This window comes from Glaciihabitans tibetensis (assembly GCF_003003265.1).
In the GTDB taxonomy this organism is placed as follows: domain Bacteria; phylum Actinomycetota; class Actinomycetes; order Actinomycetales; family Microbacteriaceae; genus Glaciihabitans; species Glaciihabitans tibetensis.
In genome coordinates, this window is record NZ_PVTL01000006.1 from 171,346 (window position 1) to 188,439 (window position 17,094).

Consider the following 17,094-nt stretch of genomic DNA (forward strand, 5'->3'; position numbering starts at 1 on the left):
ATGTTGATTCCCCGCAGAGTTAAGCACCGCAAGCAGCACCACCCCGGCCGTACCGGCCAGGCTACTGGTGGCACCGTGGTGTCGTTCGGTGAGTACGGCATCCAGGCCCTTACTCCCGCATATGTGACTAACCGCCAGATCGAGGCAGCTCGTATCGCGATGACCCGTCACATCAAGCGTGGTGGAAAGGTGTGGATCAACATCTACCCCGACCGCCCGCTTACCAAGAAGCCGGCCGAAACCCGCATGGGTTCCGGTAAGGGTTCGCCCGAGTGGTGGATCGCCAACGTCAAGCCCGGACGCGTGCTCTTTGAGCTCAGCGGTGTAACCGAGGAAGTCGCACGCGAGGCACTCACTCGTGCCATTCACAAGCTGCCCCTGAAGGCACGCATCATCAAGCGCGAGGAGGGCGACGCATAATGGCGATCGGATCCAAGGAGCTCGCACCAACCGAGCTCGACACTTTTGAAGACGACCGACTCGTCGACGAGCTGAAGAAGGCCAAGGAAGAGCTGTTCAACCTGCGCTTCCAGTCGGCTACCGGCCAGCTCGAGAGCCACGGACGACTGCGCGCTGTCAAGCGCGACATCGCCCGCATCTACACCGTCATCCGTGAGCGCGAGCTGGGCATTCGTGCCACGCCCGTCGCGGTTGAGGCTCCCGTCAAGGCGAAGAAGACCAAGAAGGCTGACGCTCCTGCTGTTGCAGAGGCCGACGCTACCGAGACCGCCGAGGAGACCAAGTAATGGCTAAGGTCAACGACACCGCGGACGCCACGTCCGTCGGAACCGATGTCAAGGACGCCAGTGCGCGCGGTTACCGCAAGGTTCGTCGCGGCTACGTCACCAGCGACAAGATGGAAAAGACCATCGTTGTCGAGGTTGAGGACCGCGTAAAGCACCCGCTTTACGGCAAGGTCATCCGCCGCACATCCAAGGTCAAGGTCCACGATGAGGCCAACTCGGCCGGAATCGGCGACCTCGTTGTTATCAGCGAGACCCGTCCCCTGTCCGCTACGAAGCGCTGGCGCCTCGTCGAAGTCCTCGAGAAGGCCAAGTAAGCCTCGCGCTTACTTGAGTAGCAGGAGAAAAAAATGATTCAGCAGGAATCCCGCCTGAAGATCGCCGATAACACCGGCGCCAAGGAGATTCTGACCATTCGCGTGCTCGGTGGCTCTGGCCGTCGTTACGCGGGTCTTGGTGACGTTATCGTCGCCACCGTAAAAGATGCGATCCCTGGCGGAAACGTCAAGAAGGGTGACGTCGTCAAGGCAGTCATCGTTCGCACCAAGAAGGAGACCCGTCGCGCTGATGGTTCTTACATCAAGTTTGACGAGAACGCCGCAGTGATCCTCAAGGCTGACGGAGACCCTCGCGGTACCCGCATCTTTGGGCCGGTAGGTCGTGAGCTTCGCGACAAGAAGTTCATGAAGATCATCTCGCTGGCACCGGAGGTCATTTAATCATGGCAAACATCAAGAAGGGTGACCTGGTTCAGGTCATCACGGGCGCCAAGCAGACCCGCGGCGGAGACCGTGGCAAGCAGGGACGCGTCCTCGAGGTATTCGCTGAGAAGAACCGCGTGATCGTGGAGGGTGTCAACTTTGTCACCAAGCACGTTCGTGTGGGCCAGACCCAGCGTGGTACCAAGACCGGCGGCATTGAAACCGTCGAGGCGTCCATCCACGTCTCGAACGTTGCGCTGATCGACCCCAAGACGAAGACGCCGACGCGAGTTGGCTTCCGCGAGGAGGTAGTGGAGAAGAACGGTGTCAAGAAGACCGTTCGTATCCGTTACGCCAAGAAGTCCGGTGAGGACCTGTAATGACGAACACCGAAACTGCCGCGCCGGCTGTCAAAGCTCAGCCGCGCCTCAAGCAGAAGTACCGCGAAGAGATCTCCGCGCAGCTGAAGAAGGACTTCAACTTCACGAACGTGCACCAGGTGCCCGGACTTGTGAAGATCGTTGTCAACACCGGTGTTGGTGAAGCCGCCCGCGATGGAAAGATCATCGATGGCGCCGTCAAGGACCTCACGGCCATCACTGGCCAGAAGCCGCAGGTCACCAACGCCCGCAAGTCGATCGCTCAGTTCAAGCTGCGCGAGGGCCAGCCGATTGGCGCCCACGTGACGCTTCGCGGCGACCGCGCCTGGGAATTCCTCGACCGGCTTCTGTCGCTCGCGCTTCCCCGTATCCGCGACTTCCGCGGCCTGTCGGACAAGCAGTTCGACGGCCACGGTAACTACACCTTCGGCCTCACGGAACAGTCCATGTTCCACGAGATCGATCAGGACAAGATCGACCGTGTTCGTGGTTTCGACATCACCGTCGTGACCACTGCAAAGAACGATGACGAGGGTCGCGCGCTGCTTCAGGCGCTCGGGTTCCCGTTCCGTAACGCGCAGAACACACCCTCCTAACCTGCACCACCTATCGCCTAGGTCGGCATCCGGTGTACCGGGTGCCGAAACCAGGTGAGAAAAGGAAATACTCGCAATGACAATGACAGATCCGGTCGCAGACCTGCTGACCAGACTGCGCAACGCTAACTCGGCGTACCACGAAACCGTGTCGCTCCCGAGTAGCAAGCTCAAGACTCACATCGCCGACATTCTCAAGGCCGAGGGATTCATCTCCGGCTGGAAGCTCGAAGAGGCCCGCGTCGGACAGACGCTGACCATCGACCTGAAGTACGGCCCGAACCGTGAACGCTCCATCGTGGGCATCAAGCGCGTGTCGAAGCCCGGCCTTCGCGTGTACGCCAAGTCGACCGAGATCCCCAAGGTCTTCGGCGGGCTCGGTGTCGCAATCCTGTCGACCTCCTCCGGTCTCCTCACGGACCGCCAGGCCAGCAAGAAGGGCGTGGGTGGGGAAGTCCTCGCCTACGTGTGGTAACCCGTCATGTCGCGTATTGGAAGACTTCCCATCTCGATCCCCGCTGGGGTCGACATCACCGTTGATGGCTCAGCCGTCACGGTCAAGGGCCCGAAGGGAGAGCTCACGCTCTCCGTCGCCAGCCCCATCGAGGTCAAGAAGGAGGATGGCCAGATCCTGGTCACCCGTCCAGACGACGAGCGCGCTTCGCGTTCGCTGCACGGCCTCACGCGTACCCTCATCGCCAACCAGATCATTGGTGTGACGGAAGGGTACAAGAAGGGCCTCGAAATCGTAGGTACCGGTTACCGCGTAGCAGCAAAGGGCGACTCGATCGAGTTCGCACTGGGCTTCTCACACTCGATCACGGTTGCGCCGCCCGCCGGCATCAGCTTCACGGTCGAGGGCAACAACAAACTGACTGTCAGCGGCATCGACAAGCAGGCCGTCGGCGAAGTCGCGGCCAACATTCGTAAGTTGCGCAAGCCAGAGCCCTACAAGGGCAAGGGCGTGCGTTACGCAGGCGAGGTAGTCCGCCGCAAGGCCGGAAAGAGTGGTAAGTAATCATGGGTCTCGGAACTAGAGGCAAGAGCAAGTCGGCCGCAAAGGGCCGCAGGCACGCTCGTCTTCGCAAGAAGGTCATTGGCACCGAGGCGCGCCCGCGCCTGGTCGTCACGCGTTCGGCCCGTCACGTATTCGTGCAGGTTGTTGATGACAGCAAGGGTTTCACCCTGGCATCCGCATCAACGCTTGAGGCTGACATGCGCACCTTCGATGGTGACAAGACCGCCAAGGCACGCAAGGTTGGCGAACTCGTCGCCGAGCGCGCCAAGGCCGCCGGTGTCGAAGCCGTCGTATTTGACCGTGGTGGTAGCAAGTACGCGGGTCGCGTAGCTGCAATCGCCGAGGGAGCTCGAGAGGGTGGACTAGACCTGTGAGCACCGAAACCAACAAGGAGCAGAACGTGGCCGCCGAAGCACCCGTCGTCGTCACTGCTGAGGCCGTTGCTACGGCTGCAGTCGTCGATGCGCCCGCTACCGACACCACCAACGAGCCTCGCGAGGCTCGTCGTGGTGGCCGTGAGCGCAGCCCGAACCGTGACCGTGGTTCGAGGGACTCTGAGAAGAGCCAGTTCCTCGAGCGCGTCGTCACCATCAACCGCGTATCCAAGGTCGTCAAGGGTGGTCGTCGCTTTAGCTTCACCGCTCTCGTCGTCGTCGGAGACGGCAACGGACTGGTGGGTGTCGGCTACGGCAAGGCCCGCGAGGTGCCGACCGCGATCTCCAAGGGTGTTGAGGAAGCGAAGAAGAACTTCTTCCGCGTTCCCCGCGTCGCAGCGTCGATCCCGCACCCCGTGCAGGGTGAAGCCGCTGCCGGCGTCGTACTCCTCCGTCCCGCAGCTCCCGGTACCGGTGTAATCGCCGGTGGCCCGGTTCGCGCGGTACTGGAGTGTGCCGGCATCCACGACGTTCTGAGCAAGTCGCTCGGTTCGTCGAACACCATCAACATCGTGCACGCCACGGTCGCCGCGCTCAAGGCGCTTGAGGAGCCTCGCGCGGTCGCCGCGCGTCGTGGCCTCGAGCTCGAAGATGTCGCGCCCGCCCGTCTGGTTCGTGCCGATGCAGAGGCGCGCGGCGCCCTGGCAACCGCGAAGGCAGGTGTCTGATGGCCCGCCTGAAGATTACCCAGATCAAGTCCAAAATTAGTGAGAAGCAGAACCAGCGCGACACGCTTCGCAGCCTGGGTCTTCACCGCATCCGTAATGTCGTTATCCGCGAGGACAACGCGCAGAACCGCGGCTATGTGAAGACCGTTGCTCACCTGGTAAAGGTCGAGGAGATTGACTAATGGCTGACGAGAAGGAAGCTAAGAAGACACCCGCGAAGGCTACGGCCACCGCGGTCAAGGCACCGGCAAAGGCCAAGGCTCCGGCCAAGGCCAAGGCTTCGTCCACGCAGGCAGCTGCTGGCACGACGGCCGCCACCACCACGAAGGCTGCGCCGGCGAAGAAGGCGTCCGTTTCGGACGTCGTCGCTCCCCGCCCGCAGGTTCTCAAGGTGCACCACCTTCGTCCCGCCGCAGGCGCCAAGAAGGCCAAGACCCGCGTTGGACGCGGTGAAGGCTCGAAGGGTAAGACTGCCGGTCGCGGTACCAAGGGAACCAAGGCTCGTTACCAGATGCGTGTTGGCTTTGAGGGCGGTGGCGTGAACTTCGTCATGCGCACCCCGAAGCTGCGCGGGTTCAAGAACCCGTTCCGCGTCGAGTACCAGGTCGTCAACCTCGCCAAGCTCGCCGAGCTGTACCCGACCGGTGGAGAGGTCACGATCAGTGACCTCGTCGCCAAGGGCGCCGTTCGCGACAACGAGAAGGTCAAGGTTCTTGGCCAGGGTGACATTGCGGTTAAGCTAAACGTTGTTGTGGATAAGGTCTCCGGCTCCGCCGAGGCCAAGATCCTCGCAGCAGGCGGCTCCGTCAAGTAACGAAGCGCGATAGCGTTGTGTTCGGACGAGAAATCGTGCCGTCACAGGTGTTCGGTGTGGAGTCGTCGTGCAATGCGCGGCGACTCCCCCCACCCCCCAACCGGAACTAGCAGGAGGCCTTGTGTTTAGAGCTGTCGCGCGAATCTTTCGCACGCCCGATCTTCGACGGAAGATTGGATTTACGCTCGGCATAGTCGCGCTGTTCCGTCTCGGATCGTTTGTACCGGCCCCTTTCGTGGACTTCGGTAACGTCCAGACCTGCCTGGCAAATAACGCAGGAACGACCGGCCTCTACGAGCTGGTCAACCTCTTCAGCGGTGGAGCCCTGCTCCAGCTGTCCATTTTCGCCCTCGGCATCATGCCGTACATCACGGCGTCGATCATCGTGCAGCTGCTGCGCGTGGTCATCCCCCACTTCGACACCCTCTACAAGGAGGGCCAGACCGGCCAGGCGAAGCTGACGCAGTACACGCGTTACCTCACCATCGCCCTCGGCGTTCTGCAGTCGACCACCCTCATCACCGTGGCCCGTAGCGGCGCCCTCTTCGGCACCACCACCGGTGTGCCCGAGTGCACCGCGCTCATCACCGATGACGCCTGGTACGCGATCATGCTCATGGTCATCACCATGACCGCTGGCACCGGCCTCATCATGTGGATGGGCGAGCTCATCACCGAGCGCGGCATCGGCAACGGTATGTCGCTGCTTATCTTCACCTCGATCGCCGCCCAGTTCCCCGGTGCGCTGCTCAGCATCCAGCAGGCCCGCGGAGTTGAGATCCTCATCATGGTTCTCGCCGTCGGAGTCGTCATCATGGCGGCGGTGGTGTTCGTCGAACAGTCCCAGCGCCGCATTCCGGTGCAATATGCCAAGCGGATGGTGGGTCGTCGAACCTACGGCGGCAACAACACCTACATCCCGATCAAGGTGAACATGGCCGGCGTTGTGCCCGTCATCTTCGCCTCATCGCTGCTCTACCTGCCCGCGCTCATCGCGCAGTTCAACCAGCCGGCGGCGGGGGAGACCCCCGCGGCCTGGGTCACCTGGATCAGCAACAACCTCGTGTCGGGTGACAGCCCGTTCTACATGGCGCTGTACTTCCTGCTCATCGTCGGCTTCACCTACTTCTACGTCGCGATCACCTTCAACCCCGAAGAGGTCGCCGACAACATGAAGAAGTACGGCGGATTTGTGCCCGGCATCCGCGCCGGCCGCCCGACCGCCGACTACCTCGACTACGTGCTGACCCGCGTCACCCTCCCCGGCGCGCTGTACCTCGGCATCATTGCCTTGATCCCGCTCATCGCCCTGTCGACGGTCGGCGCCAACGCGAACTTCCCGTTCGGCGGCGCCAGCATCCTCATCATCGTCGGTGTGGGTCTCGAGACGGTCAAGCAGATCGACTCGCAGCTGCAGCAGCGTCACTACGAGGGTCTCCTTCGTTGAGCGGCCGCAGCGCGACCGACGCCCTGCGACTGCTCATCATCGGGCCCCCCGGCGCGGGTAAGGGAACCCAGGCGGCGCTCCTCGCGGAGGCCTACGGAATCCCGACGATCTCGACGGGGGATATCTTCCGCAGCAACGTCAAGGACGAAACAGAGCTCGGCCTTGTCGCCAAGTCCTACATGGACAGCGGAGACGTTGTGCCAGACAGCCTCACGAATTCGCTGGTGCGTAGTCGCCTCGCCGAAGACGACGTCAAGGGCGGGTTCCTCCTCGATGGCTACCCGCGCACGCCGCAACAGGTCGACGAGCTCGACGACATCCTGGCCGGGCATGATGCCCAGCTTGACGCGGTAATCGAACTCGTCGCCGACCCTGAGCTTGTCGTCGCACGCCTGTTGAAGCGGGCGGGTGAGCAGGGACGAGCGGATGACACGGAAGAAGTCATCCGTTATCGCCTCACCGTCTACAGCCAGCAGACGGAACCCCTCATCGCCGTGTACGCCGACCGCGGTCTCATCGTGACCGTCGATGCGATCGGAACGGTGGATGACGTCACCGAGCGCATCGAGGTTGCTCTCGCCGGTCGCGGCATCGCTCCACTCGAGAAGGCCTAGGGCATCTCGCCGGTGTCGGACCGAGCGATGTACAAAAAGCCGGACGAGCTGCGGCTGATGGTGGCCCCCGGGCTGTTGACCGCTGCGGCGCTTGACGCGGTTCGCGAGGCGATCACTCCCGGCGTCACGACACTCGAGTTAGACGCCATCGCCGAGCGGGTCATCCGCGCAGGTGGAGGCATTCCTAACTTCGCTCTCGAGCCCGGTTACCGCCACACGATCTGTGCCTCGGTGAACTCCGCGGTGGTGCATGGTATCCCCACCGATCGTCCGCTCGCCGCGGGTGACCTGGTCTCGATCGACTGCGGCGCCGAGGTCGACGGCTGGAACGGTGACGCCGCATTCTCCGTCGTGGTGGGCGGCGCGGGCCCGAGCGAGTTCCAGATGCGTCGGCAGCGGCTGGTGGATGTCACGGAGCAGTCTTTGTGGGCGGGAATAGCAGCGCTGTCCCGCGCCTCCCACGTGAACGAGATCGGTGCAGCAGTCGAGGACGCGATCGACTCGGGCGCCGAGCCGGGCTATCCCTACGGGATCATCGAAGACTTCACCGGTCACGGCATCGGGCGCTCCATGCACGAGGAGCCGCCGGTGTTCAATTACCGCATCCGGGGCCGCGGGGCGCGGGTCAAGCCTGGCCTGGTGGTCGCGATCGAGCCGATGGTCACACTGGGGTCGATCGATACCCACGTGCTCGCGGACGACTGGACCATGGTGACCGATGATGGATCGGATGCCGCGCACTGGGAGCACTCCATCGCCGTGCACGACGGCGGGATCTGGGTACTCACCGCCGCCGACGGGGGCGCAGAAAAGCTTGCAGCCTACGGAGTGACACCGCGCGCACTGCGCTGACGTGCTGGCTCTCGTGCGGTCCTCTTTGCTGACCGATACTCACCTGGGCGACGTCGGCGCGTCGTTCCCTCGATGCGCGGGAACAAAGTATAGGGCGGACTTGGCGAAACTACCCTTAATGACCTAAGCTTGATCTTTGGTGTTTCAGGCCTGTTTTCGCACGCCCAGAGACGCCATCATCCACGCAAGACCAGCACAACCAACTTATAGCGACGAAGAGGCAATGGCAAAAAAAGACGGTGTCATCGAGATCGAAGGCGCAGTAGTCGAAGCTCTGCCCAACGCAATGTTTCGCGTTGAACTGAGCAACGGCCACCGAGTGCTTGCCCATATTTCGGGCAAGATGCGTCAGCACTACATCCGCATCCTCCCCGAGGACCGCGTGATCGTAGAACTGAGCCCCTACGATCTGACCCGTGGCCGGATCGTTTACCGCTACAAGTAGCTCCTCACCTACACCGGGGCTTCTTTTGAAGCCGCGATGTGTGCCGGAGTAACTGCTGGAAAGTAACGGCCCGCGGCATCCTGCGGGTACGAAGACAGCGAGCACAAGGAACCACAATGAAGGTCAACCCCAGCGTCAAGAAGATCTGCGACAAGTGCAAGGTCATCCGCCGCCACGGCAACGTGATGGTCATCTGCGAAAACCCGCGCCACAAGCAGCGCCAGGGCTAAGCAGGAGCACTTCTTGCGGTCGTCAGGCTGCATCAAGATTTACACCGCTACACCGCATCACCGCGCTGGCGCATCACTGCACTAGCGCAACAAACAAAGCACGATAGCAACGCCAGATCCCGGCTCCTCGAAGGAGGGGCCGGGGGACACCCGTGGTTGGAGGCCACGGCACAGGTGCTGCTACAGACCTCCACCCACTCACAGGAGAAGCCATAATGGCACGTCTAGCAGGCGTAGACATCCCGCGCGACAAGCGCGTGGAAGTCGCACTGACTTACATTTACGGTGTTGGCCGTACGAGCGCCCTCAAGACGCTCGCGGACACTGAGATCAGCGGAGAAATTCGCGTCAAGGACCTCACCGATGACCAGCTCATCGCACTTCGTGACTACATCGAAGTCAACTTCAAGGTAGAAGGTGACCTTCGTCGTGAGGTTGCAGCCGACATCCGCCGCAAGGTCGAGATCGGCAGCTACCAGGGTATTCGCCACCGTCGCGGGCTCCCCGTACACGGACAGCGCACCAAGACCAACGCTCGTACCCGCAAGGGTCCGAAGCGCACCGTCGCCGGCAAGAAGAAGGCCCGATAGCGAGCACTGCTCGTATCGCCATACACGTTTTAGGAGAACATCATGGCAGCACCAAAATCGGCCGCTCGTAAGCCGCGTCGTAAAGAGAAGAAGAACGTTGCAGTGGGCCAGGCCCACATCAAGTCCACGTTCAACAACACCATCGTCACCATCACGGACCCGACCGGTGCCGTACTGAGCTGGGCTTCGTCCGGAACGGTCGGCTTCAAGGGTTCGCGTAAGTCGACCCCGTTCGCAGCCCAGCTGTCCGCGGAGTCCGCGGCTCGCCAGGCGCAGGAACATGGCGTCAAGAAGGTCGACGTGTTCGTCAAGGGACCCGGCTCCGGCCGCGAGACCGCAATCCGCTCACTTCAGGCCGCTGGCCTCGAGGTCGGCGTCATCAGCGACGTCACCCCGCAGGCGCACAACGGTTGCCGTCCGCCGAAGCGTCGCCGCGTCTAGTCCTTCCGCGGAACTGTCTCCTTCCGGGAGCTAGTTTCCTCACGGAACTAGATCGACGACGGGTCGAGCTACGCGCCGAAGGCGAGTAATCGAAGCCTCTTTCATTCATTCAGATGGATGATCCGGGGCCCGGTTACCGCCTTCGGCCTCGCTCGTTCCGCACGGATCTTGCCTCACCGCTCGACCAGCTTCCTCACAACTCAACACACAAACGACGGGTTCGCCGCCCGTCGAGCCCAAGTGTCATATAGCGGACACTTTGCCGAAAGGAACAACCAGTGCTCATTGCACAGCGCCCCACTCTTTCAGAAGAGAACATTTCCGAGTTCCGCTCGCGATTCGTCATTGAGCCCCTCGAACCCGGCTTTGGCTACACGCTCGGCAACTCCCTTCGCCGTACGCTCCTGTCGTCCATCCCCGGTGCTGCTGTAACCAGCATCCGCATCGATGGTGTTCTGCACGAGTTCAGCACCGTACCCGGTGTGAAGGAAGACGTCACCGAGGTCATCCTCAACATCAAGAACCTCGTTGTCTCCAGCGAGCACGACGAGCCGATCACCGCCTACCTGCGCAAGCAGGGTGCTGGCCAGGTCACCGCTGCTGACATCTCTGCGCCCGCCGGCGTCGAGATCCACAACCCGGACCTCGTCATCGCGACGCTGAACGACAAGGCGAAGTTCGAGCTCGAGCTGACCATCGAGCGTGGCCGTGGCTACGTTTCGGCGACTCAGAACCGCAGCGAGTTCAGCGAAGCCGGCCAGATTCCGGTCGACTCCATTTACTCGCCCGTCCTCAAGGTCACGTACCGCGTCGAGGCAACTCGCGCCGGTGAGCGTACCGACTTCGACCGCCTCGTGGTCGACGTCGAGACCAAGAACGCGATCACACCTCGTGACGCCATCGCCTCCGCCGGTCGCACGCTGACCGAGCTGTTCGGCCTGGCTCGCGAGCTCAACACCGCCGCTGAGGGCATCGAGATTGGTCCGGCTCCGGTCGACGCCGTTCTCTCGAGCGAACTCAGCATGCCGATCGAAGACCTCGACCTGTCCGTGCGCAGCTACAACTGCCTCAAGCGCGAGGGCATCAACACTGTGAGCGAGCTCGTCGCCCTGTCGGAGACGCAGCTCATGAACATCCGCAACTTCGGACAGAAGTCGGTGGATGAGGTCAAGGACAAGCTCGTCGAGATGGGCCTGTCACTCAAGGACACGGTTCCTGGTTTTGACGGCGCTCACTTCTACGGCGGGTACGACGAAGAAGAGACCGCCAACTAATTCCTCGTCGGCCTCGATCTGTCTGACGACTTCATAACACTTACGGAGAAATAACAATGGCTGCACCAACCAAGGGACCCCGCCTCGGCGGAGGGCCGGCGCATGAGCGCCTTATGCTCGCGAACCTCGCGGCTGCCCTGTTCACCCACAAGAGCATCAAGACCACCGAGACGCGTGCCAAGCGCCTTCGTCCGGTAGCCGAGAAGCTGGTTACCTTCGCAAAGAAGGGCGACCTGCACTCTCGCCGTCGCGTTCTCGCGACCATCGGCGACAAGACCGTCGTGCACGAGCTCTTCACCGAGATCGCGCCCCTGGTCGAGCTGCGTGAGGGTGGTTACACCCGCATCACAAAGCTTGGTTTCCGCAAGGGTGACAACGCGTCGATGGTTCAGATGGAGCTCGTCCTCGAGCCCGTCAACCCGAAGCCGAAGAGCGCCAAGAAGCTTGCAGCGGCCGCTGCTGCTGCTGGCACCTCTGAGGTAGTCGTCGAGGACGAGGCCGCAGAGGCACCGTCCGAAGCGACCGACGAAGCCCCCACCGAGGAGACCGTCACCGACGAGGCCGTTGCGGCTCCCGTCGAGGACGCTCCCGCGACGGACGCCAAGTAGTCACTCGCACAACCCAGCACCACCAGCATTACCCGCAACCGTGAATGGCCCCGTCTTCGGACGGGGCCATTTCTGTGTCCGGTGGGTCGCGCCCCGCGGCATCCGCTCGCCCGCCCTCGACGAGGCAGACTCGCGCGGCGGCATAGACTTGCGCGGTGCAAAGCGAAGAATCCGTTACCCTCAACGCGCCCGAGGTGCCGGACAAGGATGACTCGCTCACCCGTCTGCGACTGGACATCGCGTACGACGGCGGCGGCTTCAACGGGTGGGGCGCGCAGCCCGAGCTGAGGACCGTGCAGGGGGCCATTGAAGACGCCTTCGCGATTGTTTTTCGTCGGTTCACGCCGATCCCTCAGCTCACCGTCGCGGGGCGCACGGATGCGGGGGTTCACGCGACCGGCCAGGTCGCCCACGTCGATCTCACCCCCGAACAACTCACGAGCCTCGATCGGCCGCGCCGAGGGGGGCTGGCCGGCAAACGCTACGACGGTCCCGCGTCGCTCGGCCGCCGGATCAACGGCATCGCTGGCCTGGACAGCGACGTGTATGTGTCTCGCTCGGCTATCGCGGCCGACGGTTTTGACGCGCGCTTTTCGGCACTCTGGCGCCGGTACGAGTACCGCATCGCGGATACCAACGCTCCACGAAACCCGTTGGAGCGGCACCGCACCCTCTGGTACCCAGCCCCTCTCGACGTCGACGTGATGAATGCGACCGCGAGCTCCCTGCTCGGCCTGCACGACTGGGCGGCGTACTGCAAACCGCGCGATGGAGCGACGACGGTGCGCACCCTGCAGGACTTCAGCTGGATCCGCCAGGATGACGGGATTCTCGTCGCCCGCGTGCAAGCCGATGCGTTCTGTCACAGCATGGTGCGCTCGCTCGTGGGCGCCTGCGTCTCGGCGGGGCAGAACAATCTCCCCATGGACAGGCCCGCCGCGATTCGCGACGAGAAGGTGCGCGGGAGTGAGTTCAAGGTAATGCCGGCCAAGGGCCTCGTTCTGACCGAGGTGGGGTACCCCGATGATAAAGATCTGGCCGAGCGCGCCGAGCTGACCCGTCGTCGTCGCCCTCTGATAGTTGACCCCGAGGGGTGAACGGTCTAATGTAGATCCTTGGTGCCTGCGTTCTATGCGCTACACCCGAAGTTGAGCCCTCCACCGGCATCGTTCCTCCGCTTTTCTTAGCGAGGAACCTTCCACGGAGTGGGATTCACGAACGCCTCATTTCGACTAAGAAAGCAGTACAGCTGTGACTCGTACGTTCTCGCCCACCCCCGCTGATGTTCAGCGCGACTGGGTCATCATTGACGCCGAAGACATCGTCCTCGGTCGCCTCGCCAGCCACGCCGCAATCCTTCTTCGCGGCAAGCACAAGGCCACCTTTGCTCCTCACATGGACATGGGTGACTTCGTCATCATCATCAACGCCGACAAGATTGCCCTTACCGGCTCCAAGCTCGCCCAGAAGAAGCTGTACCGTCACTCCGGTTACCCGGGTGGCCTCAGCGCTACCACGTACGCCGAGATGCTGGAGAAGCACCCGACCCGCGCGGTCGAGAAGGCCGTCCGCGGCATGCTCCCCAAGAACTCGATCGGTCGCGCCCAGCTGTTGAAGCTCAAGGTCTACGCCGGCGCCGAGCACCCTCACGCGGCGCAGCAGCCTAAGCCGTACACCCTCAGCCAGGTCGCTCAGTAGCGCCGGCCAGCCAGACTTTTCGCGAATAAAGACTAAAAGGATTCACTGACGTGGCGAAGATCGCAGACATCATCGAGGAAGCTCCCGAGAGCTTCACGACCGAGACCCCCGCAACCGAGGCGCCCAAGGCTCCTCGCGCGGTTCTCAACGTTCCCGGCGCAGCCGTGGGACGACGCAAGGAGGCAATCGCCCGCGTGCGCCTCATCCCCGGCGGCACCACGTTCACGGTGAACGGACGCCAGCTCGAGGAGTACTTCCCCAACAAGCTTCACCAGCAGCTCATCAACGACCCGTTCAAGGTCCTCGACCTGCTGGGCAGCTACGACGTGATCGCAAAGATCAACGGTGGTGGCCCCTCCGGCCAGGCCGGTGCCCTGCGCCTCGCCATCGCCCGTTCGCTGAACGAGATCGACCGCGAGAACAACCGCGCGATCCTCAAGAAGGCTGGCTTCCTCACTCGTGACGCTCGCGTCATCGAGCGCAAGAAGGCCGGTCTCAAGAAGGCCCGCAAGGCTTCGCAGTTCTCGAAGCGCTAGTCAGCGCCGAGTAGCCGGCCATCATGCCTCGGTTATTTGGCACGGACGGCGTCCGTGGGCTCGCCAACAGCGAGCTCACGGTCGAAATGTCGCTTGGGCTTGCCCAGGCGGCAGCCGTCGTGCTCGGCAAAGGCCGAGTTGCAGACGGGCGGCGTGCCTCTGGCCGCCGCCCGATCGCGGTCGTCGCTCGCGACCCCCGCGTTTCCGGTGAGTTCCTGTCGGCAGCAGTGTCGGCGGGACTCGCCAGTTCCGGTGTCGATGTTTACGACGCCGGCGTCATACCGACCCCCGCGGCGGCGTTCCTCGTCGGCGACTTCGGGGCCGACCTTGGCGTGATGATTTCCGCCTCGCACAATGCCGCGCCCGACAACGGCATCAAATTTTTCGCCTCCGGTGGCACGAAACTTCCGGACGAGGTCGAGGACCGCATCGAGGCGGCCATGTCCGCGCCAAAGCTTGCGCCCACCGGTGGTGATGTGGGCCGAATCCGTCGCTTCGCCGACGCCGAGGACCGCTACATCGTCCACCTCCTGTCGACCCTGCCGAACCGCCTCGACGGCGTGCACGTTGTTCTTGACTGTGCCCACGGCGCCGCGGCCGGCGTATCGCCGCAGGTATTCACGGATGCCGGCGCACGGGTGACCGTGATCGGTGCTGACCCCGACGGTATGAACATCAACGACGGCGTTGGTTCAACACACCTCGACAACCTCGCCCGTGCTGTGCTCGAGCATGGTGCCGATCTCGGTATCGCTCACGACGGCGACGCGGATCGCTGCCTCGCGGTGGATCACACCGGCGCTGTCGTCGACGGTGACCAGATCATGGCCATCCTCGCCGTCGCCATGGCGGACCGGGGCGCACTCGTCAACCGCACACTGGTCGCAACAGTCATGAGCAACCTCGGGCTGAAGCGCGCGATGGCAGCCCACGACATTTCGATGGTCGAGACCAAGGTCGGCGACCGGTACGTGCTGGAAGAGCTCAACGCCCAGGGCTTGTCGCTCGGGGGCGAGCAGTCGGGCCACGTGATCATGACCCGTTTCGCGACCACAGGCGACGGCATCCTCACGGGACTTCACCTTGTGGCCGAGATGGCTCGCACGGGCAAGACCCTGGCGGAGCTGGCATCCATCATGACGGTGTACCCGCAGACCCTGGTCAACGTGCGCGGAGTGAACCACCACGGCCTCGCGTCAGACGAGCACATCGCCGCCGCTGTGGCTGAGGTGACCGCGACCCTCGGTGACAGCGGCCGCGTGCTGTTGCGCCCGTCGGGCACGGAGCCGATGGTGCGCGTCATGGTCGAGGCCGAGGAGCAGTCCACGGCGGACGACATTGCTGCCGGTCTGGCCGACGTCGTGCGCGAGCGCCTGGCGCTCTAGCGCGGACTCTCTGGCGCCGGTCTAACTAGGCGTGAGTGCTGTGAAGTGCGGAAAATGCACGCAGTGGTAGTGGGAGGATCGAGTCCGTCAAAAACCCTCCGCCCCCAAAATCCAGTGGGAGTTCCCGACGAACTCGATCGATACCCCCATCGGACGACGAAATCCCTCCATCTTCGTCGACCTGGCACCAATCTACGGACCCACGGGGCCGTTGTCGAGAGCGATCTTGTACAGCTGACGAATAACGCCGGTCAGGGGGATGTTTCAATCTGGCGAGCATTGGCTCGGGCGGCACCGTCACACAGCCAGCGCGTTCGGGGTCGGCCGTCTTCGCCCGTGCGCCGCCCCTACCTCGAGTCCCGTGCGACTGGGGCACCAGGAGGGGCGAGGTGGCCCAAACCGACGCGATCGGGCGCACTCAGCGGCCAGCGCCGACGGGCCTCGAGTGATCGGGCGCACCCAGTGGCCAGTTGCCGACCGGTTCCTCAAACCCGGCCCACCCAGGGGACAGGAATCGACCCACGCCAACAGGAAATGGCGACGCGACTGGCCGGTCGATGAAGCGCCGGGTCGAGAAGTGGCCGGTGGACACGAGGCGGCCTCGCCATCTGGCCTCTCGGAGGGAGGTGGTGGAGTCACGGCCGGTCGGAGGCGTCATTGGCTCGATCGGCTAGATCTTTCGGAGGAGCACGCTGCTGACGGCGTGATCCGAGCCCTTACGCAGCACCAGGTCCGCCCGCGCGCGGGTCGGCTGGATGTTCTCGAGCAGGTTCGGTTCGTTGATGTCTTTCCAGACCTGGCGCGCGCGGGCCCCCGCCTCTTCCTCGCTGAGCGTGGAGAATCGGTGGAAGTAGGACTGTGGGTTGGTGAATGCGCCACGCTGCAGGGACATAAACCGGTCGACGTACCAACGCTGGATGTCGCTGGTGCGGGCGTCCACGTAGATGGTGAAGTCGAACAGGTCGCTGACCGCGAGGCGGTGGCCGGGAGCCGGCGGCTGTAACACGTTGAGACCCTCGACGATGAGCACGTCGGGGCGGCGCACGACTACTTCGGCGTCGGGCACGATGTCGTAGCTGAGGTGTGAGTAGAACGGCGCGCGCACCTCGCTCGCCCCGCTCTTGATCTTGCTGACGAACCGGAGCAGTGCCCTGCGGTCGTAGCTCTCGGGGAAGCCTTTGCGGTCCATGAGCCCGCGACGTTCAAGCTCGGCATTCGGAAGCAAGAACCCGTCGGTGGGCACAAGCTCCACCCTCGGGGTGTCATCCCAGCGGGCGAGCAACTCCCGCAGCAGACGGGCGATCGTCGACTTGCCCACGGCGACAGAACCGGCGACGCCGATCACGAACGGCGTGCTCTGCGTTCGTTCGCCGAGGAACGAGCTGGTCGAGCGGTGCAGGTCGCGCGCTCCAGCGACGTAGAGGTTCAGCAGGCGGCTGAGCGGAAGGTACACATCGCTGACTTCCCGCAGGTCGAGCACGTCACCGAGGCCGCGAAGCTGCACCAATTCCGTTTCACTCAGCGGCAGCCGGGTGCTCGGGGCGAGATCGGCCCAGTCATTTCGGTCGATCTCCACGTAGGGGGAGTCGTGGCTGGGCGCGGAGGAATCAGACATTGCAG

The 17,094-nt window shown here is 63.3% G+C and carries 26 protein-coding genes; 25 read left to right on the plus strand and 1 reads right to left on the minus strand.

The window, feature by feature from the left end:
• The 25 genes from rplP (at position 1) to glmM (ending at position 15,474) form a co-directional block, all read left to right on the plus strand.
• A complete protein-coding gene (gene rplP, locus B0I08_RS12255) occupies positions 1-420 on the plus strand; it encodes a 50S ribosomal protein L16 (protein ID WP_106213240.1) in 420 nt (139 codons plus the stop codon).
• On the plus strand, positions 420-746 hold the full coding sequence (gene rpmC / locus B0I08_RS18180) for a 50S ribosomal protein L29 (protein WP_106213242.1): 327 nt from the start codon (positions 420-422) through the stop codon (positions 744-746). Before rplP ends, rpmC begins: the two co-directional genes overlap by 1 nt.
• Positions 746-1,060, plus strand: coding sequence for a 30S ribosomal protein S17 (rpsQ, locus tag B0I08_RS12265; protein ID WP_106213244.1), 315 nt, complete (start codon positions 746-748; stop codon positions 1,058-1,060). The genes rpmC and rpsQ overlap by 1 nt, the downstream gene beginning before the upstream one ends.
• Before the next feature lie 33 nt (positions 1,061-1,093).
• A complete protein-coding gene (rplN, locus tag B0I08_RS12270; protein ID WP_106213246.1) occupies positions 1,094-1,462 on the plus strand; it encodes a 50S ribosomal protein L14 in 369 nt (122 codons plus the stop codon).
• 2 nt (positions 1,463-1,464) lie between these two features.
• The gene (gene rplX, locus B0I08_RS12275) at positions 1,465-1,824 is read left to right on the plus strand and encodes a 50S ribosomal protein L24 (RefSeq protein ID WP_106213248.1); all 360 of its coding nucleotides are present in this window, start codon (positions 1,465-1,467) and stop codon (positions 1,822-1,824) included.
• Positions 1,824-2,420: a 50S ribosomal protein L5 gene (rplE, locus tag B0I08_RS12280; protein ID WP_106213250.1), complete on the plus strand. Its 597-nt coding sequence runs from the start codon at positions 1,824-1,826 to the stop codon at positions 2,418-2,420. The genes rplX and rplE overlap by 1 nt, the downstream gene beginning before the upstream one ends.
• A gap of 76 nt (positions 2,421-2,496) precedes the next feature.
• On the plus strand, positions 2,497-2,895 hold the full coding sequence (rpsH, locus tag B0I08_RS12285) for a 30S ribosomal protein S8 (RefSeq protein WP_106213252.1): 399 nt from the start codon (positions 2,497-2,499) through the stop codon (positions 2,893-2,895).
• A gap of 6 nt (positions 2,896-2,901) precedes the next feature.
• Positions 2,902-3,438: a 50S ribosomal protein L6 gene (rplF, locus tag B0I08_RS12290; RefSeq protein ID WP_106213254.1), complete on the plus strand. Its 537-nt coding sequence runs from the start codon at positions 2,902-2,904 to the stop codon at positions 3,436-3,438.
• A gap of 2 nt (positions 3,439-3,440) precedes the next feature.
• Entirely contained in the window at positions 3,441-3,812 is a 372-nt protein-coding gene (gene rplR / locus B0I08_RS12295; protein WP_106213256.1) for a 50S ribosomal protein L18, read from the plus strand.
• Entirely contained in the window at positions 3,809-4,540 is a 732-nt protein-coding gene (rpsE, locus tag B0I08_RS12300; RefSeq protein ID WP_106213258.1) for a 30S ribosomal protein S5, read from the plus strand. Before rplR ends, rpsE begins: the two co-directional genes overlap by 4 nt.
• Positions 4,540-4,722 carry a 50S ribosomal protein L30 gene (rpmD, locus tag B0I08_RS12305; protein WP_181243401.1) on the plus strand — a complete coding sequence of 61 codons (183 nt, stop codon included), beginning with the start codon at positions 4,540-4,542 and terminating at the stop codon, positions 4,720-4,722. Before rpsE ends, rpmD begins: the two co-directional genes overlap by 1 nt.
• On the plus strand, positions 4,722-5,354 hold the full coding sequence (rplO, locus tag B0I08_RS12310; RefSeq protein ID WP_106213262.1) for a 50S ribosomal protein L15: 633 nt from the start codon (positions 4,722-4,724) through the stop codon (positions 5,352-5,354). Before rpmD ends, rplO begins: the two co-directional genes overlap by 1 nt.
• A gap of 121 nt (positions 5,355-5,475) precedes the next feature.
• Positions 5,476-6,801, plus strand: a complete 1,326-nt coding sequence (secY, locus tag B0I08_RS12315) for a preprotein translocase subunit SecY (RefSeq protein WP_106213264.1) — start codon at positions 5,476-5,478, stop codon at positions 6,799-6,801.
• The gene (locus B0I08_RS12320; protein ID WP_245884785.1) at positions 6,798-7,415 is read left to right on the plus strand and encodes an adenylate kinase; all 618 of its coding nucleotides are present in this window, start codon (positions 6,798-6,800) and stop codon (positions 7,413-7,415) included. Before secY ends, B0I08_RS12320 begins: the two co-directional genes overlap by 4 nt.
• A 27-nt stretch (positions 7,416-7,442) precedes the next feature.
• On the plus strand, positions 7,443-8,267 hold the full coding sequence (gene map / locus B0I08_RS12325; RefSeq protein WP_106213266.1) for a type I methionyl aminopeptidase: 825 nt from the start codon (positions 7,443-7,445) through the stop codon (positions 8,265-8,267).
• Positions 8,268-8,490: 223 nt separating this feature from the next.
• Entirely contained in the window at positions 8,491-8,712 is a 222-nt protein-coding gene (gene infA / locus B0I08_RS12330; RefSeq protein WP_035834638.1) for a translation initiation factor IF-1, read from the plus strand.
• A gap of 116 nt (positions 8,713-8,828) precedes the next feature.
• A complete protein-coding gene (gene rpmJ / locus B0I08_RS12335) occupies positions 8,829-8,942 on the plus strand; it encodes a 50S ribosomal protein L36 (RefSeq protein WP_007540807.1) in 114 nt (37 codons plus the stop codon).
• A 215-nt stretch (positions 8,943-9,157) separates the two neighbouring features.
• Positions 9,158-9,532, plus strand: a complete 375-nt coding sequence (gene rpsM / locus B0I08_RS12340; RefSeq protein ID WP_106213268.1) for a 30S ribosomal protein S13 — start codon at positions 9,158-9,160, stop codon at positions 9,530-9,532.
• A 42-nt stretch (positions 9,533-9,574) separates the two neighbouring features.
• Positions 9,575-9,973, plus strand: coding sequence for a 30S ribosomal protein S11 (rpsK, locus tag B0I08_RS12345; RefSeq protein WP_106213270.1), 399 nt, complete (start codon positions 9,575-9,577; stop codon positions 9,971-9,973).
• Positions 9,974-10,251: 278 nt separating this feature from the next.
• A complete protein-coding gene (locus B0I08_RS12350; protein ID WP_106213272.1) occupies positions 10,252-11,247 on the plus strand; it encodes a DNA-directed RNA polymerase subunit alpha in 996 nt (331 codons plus the stop codon).
• A 56-nt stretch (positions 11,248-11,303) separates the two neighbouring features.
• Positions 11,304-11,855 (plus strand): 50S ribosomal protein L17, encoded by a 552-nt coding sequence (gene rplQ / locus B0I08_RS12355; RefSeq protein ID WP_106213274.1) that lies wholly within the window; start codon positions 11,304-11,306, stop codon positions 11,853-11,855.
• A 155-nt stretch (positions 11,856-12,010) separates the two neighbouring features.
• Positions 12,011-12,952 carry a tRNA pseudouridine(38-40) synthase TruA gene (gene truA / locus B0I08_RS12360; protein WP_425432999.1) on the plus strand — a complete coding sequence of 314 codons (942 nt, stop codon included), beginning with the start codon at positions 12,011-12,013 and terminating at the stop codon, positions 12,950-12,952.
• A 154-nt stretch (positions 12,953-13,106) separates the two neighbouring features.
• Positions 13,107-13,553 carry a 50S ribosomal protein L13 gene (gene rplM, locus B0I08_RS12365; protein WP_106213275.1) on the plus strand — a complete coding sequence of 149 codons (447 nt, stop codon included), beginning with the start codon at positions 13,107-13,109 and terminating at the stop codon, positions 13,551-13,553.
• Between the two features lie 50 nt (positions 13,554-13,603).
• Positions 13,604-14,089, plus strand: coding sequence for a 30S ribosomal protein S9 (gene rpsI / locus B0I08_RS12370; RefSeq protein ID WP_106213277.1), 486 nt, complete (start codon positions 13,604-13,606; stop codon positions 14,087-14,089).
• Positions 14,090-14,112: 23 nt separating this feature from the next.
• A complete protein-coding gene (glmM, locus tag B0I08_RS12375) occupies positions 14,113-15,474 on the plus strand; it encodes a phosphoglucosamine mutase (RefSeq protein ID WP_106213279.1) in 1,362 nt (453 codons plus the stop codon).
• 670 nt (positions 15,475-16,144) lie between these two features.
• Here the strand turns inward: glmM and coaA are convergent.
• Positions 16,145-17,089: a type I pantothenate kinase gene (gene coaA, locus B0I08_RS12380; RefSeq protein ID WP_106213280.1), complete on the minus strand. Its 945-nt coding sequence runs from the start codon at positions 17,087-17,089 to the stop codon at positions 16,145-16,147.
• Positions 17,090-17,094 lie beyond the last annotated feature (5 nt).

What these genes read in the sequence shown, in the direction of transcription:
- rplR (WP_106213256.1), top strand. Translation starts at nt 3,441, where the DNA reads ATGGGTCTCGGAACTAGAGGCAAGAGCAAGTCGGCCGCAAAGGGCCGC.
- glmM (WP_106213279.1), top strand. Translation starts at nt 14,113, where the DNA reads ATGCCTCGGTTATTTGGCACGGACGGCGTCCGTGGGCTCGCCAACAGC.
- rplQ (WP_106213274.1), top strand. Translation starts at nt 11,304, where the DNA reads ATGGCTGCACCAACCAAGGGACCCCGCCTCGGCGGAGGGCCGGCGCAT.
- rplX (WP_106213248.1), top strand. Translation starts at nt 1,465, where the DNA reads ATGGCAAACATCAAGAAGGGTGACCTGGTTCAGGTCATCACGGGCGCC.
- infA (WP_035834638.1), top strand. Translation starts at nt 8,491, where the DNA reads ATGGCAAAAAAAGACGGTGTCATCGAGATCGAAGGCGCAGTAGTCGAA.
- rpsM (WP_106213268.1), top strand. Translation starts at nt 9,158, where the DNA reads ATGGCACGTCTAGCAGGCGTAGACATCCCGCGCGACAAGCGCGTGGAA.
- rplF (WP_106213254.1), top strand. Translation starts at nt 2,902, where the DNA reads ATGTCGCGTATTGGAAGACTTCCCATCTCGATCCCCGCTGGGGTCGAC.
- rpsQ (WP_106213244.1), top strand. Translation starts at nt 746, where the DNA reads ATGGCTAAGGTCAACGACACCGCGGACGCCACGTCCGTCGGAACCGAT.
- rplN (WP_106213246.1), top strand. Translation starts at nt 1,094, where the DNA reads ATGATTCAGCAGGAATCCCGCCTGAAGATCGCCGATAACACCGGCGCC.
- rpsH (WP_106213252.1), top strand. Translation starts at nt 2,497, where the DNA reads ATGACAATGACAGATCCGGTCGCAGACCTGCTGACCAGACTGCGCAAC.
- rpmJ (WP_007540807.1), top strand. Translation starts at nt 8,829, where the DNA reads ATGAAGGTCAACCCCAGCGTCAAGAAGATCTGCGACAAGTGCAAGGTC.
- rpmD (WP_181243401.1), top strand. Translation starts at nt 4,540, where the DNA reads ATGGCCCGCCTGAAGATTACCCAGATCAAGTCCAAAATTAGTGAGAAG.
- coaA (WP_106213280.1), bottom strand. Translation starts at nt 17,089, where the DNA reads ATGTCTGATTCCTCCGCGCCCAGCCACGACTCCCCCTACGTGGAGATC.
- map (WP_106213266.1), top strand. Translation starts at nt 7,443, where the DNA reads ATGTACAAAAAGCCGGACGAGCTGCGGCTGATGGTGGCCCCCGGGCTG.
- rplO (WP_106213262.1), top strand. Translation starts at nt 4,722, where the DNA reads ATGGCTGACGAGAAGGAAGCTAAGAAGACACCCGCGAAGGCTACGGCC.
- rplE (WP_106213250.1), top strand. Translation starts at nt 1,824, where the DNA reads ATGACGAACACCGAAACTGCCGCGCCGGCTGTCAAAGCTCAGCCGCGC.
- rpsK (WP_106213270.1), top strand. Translation starts at nt 9,575, where the DNA reads ATGGCAGCACCAAAATCGGCCGCTCGTAAGCCGCGTCGTAAAGAGAAG.
- rpmC (WP_106213242.1), top strand. Translation starts at nt 420, where the DNA reads ATGGCGATCGGATCCAAGGAGCTCGCACCAACCGAGCTCGACACTTTT.
- rplP (WP_106213240.1), top strand. Translation starts at nt 1, where the DNA reads ATGTTGATTCCCCGCAGAGTTAAGCACCGCAAGCAGCACCACCCCGGC.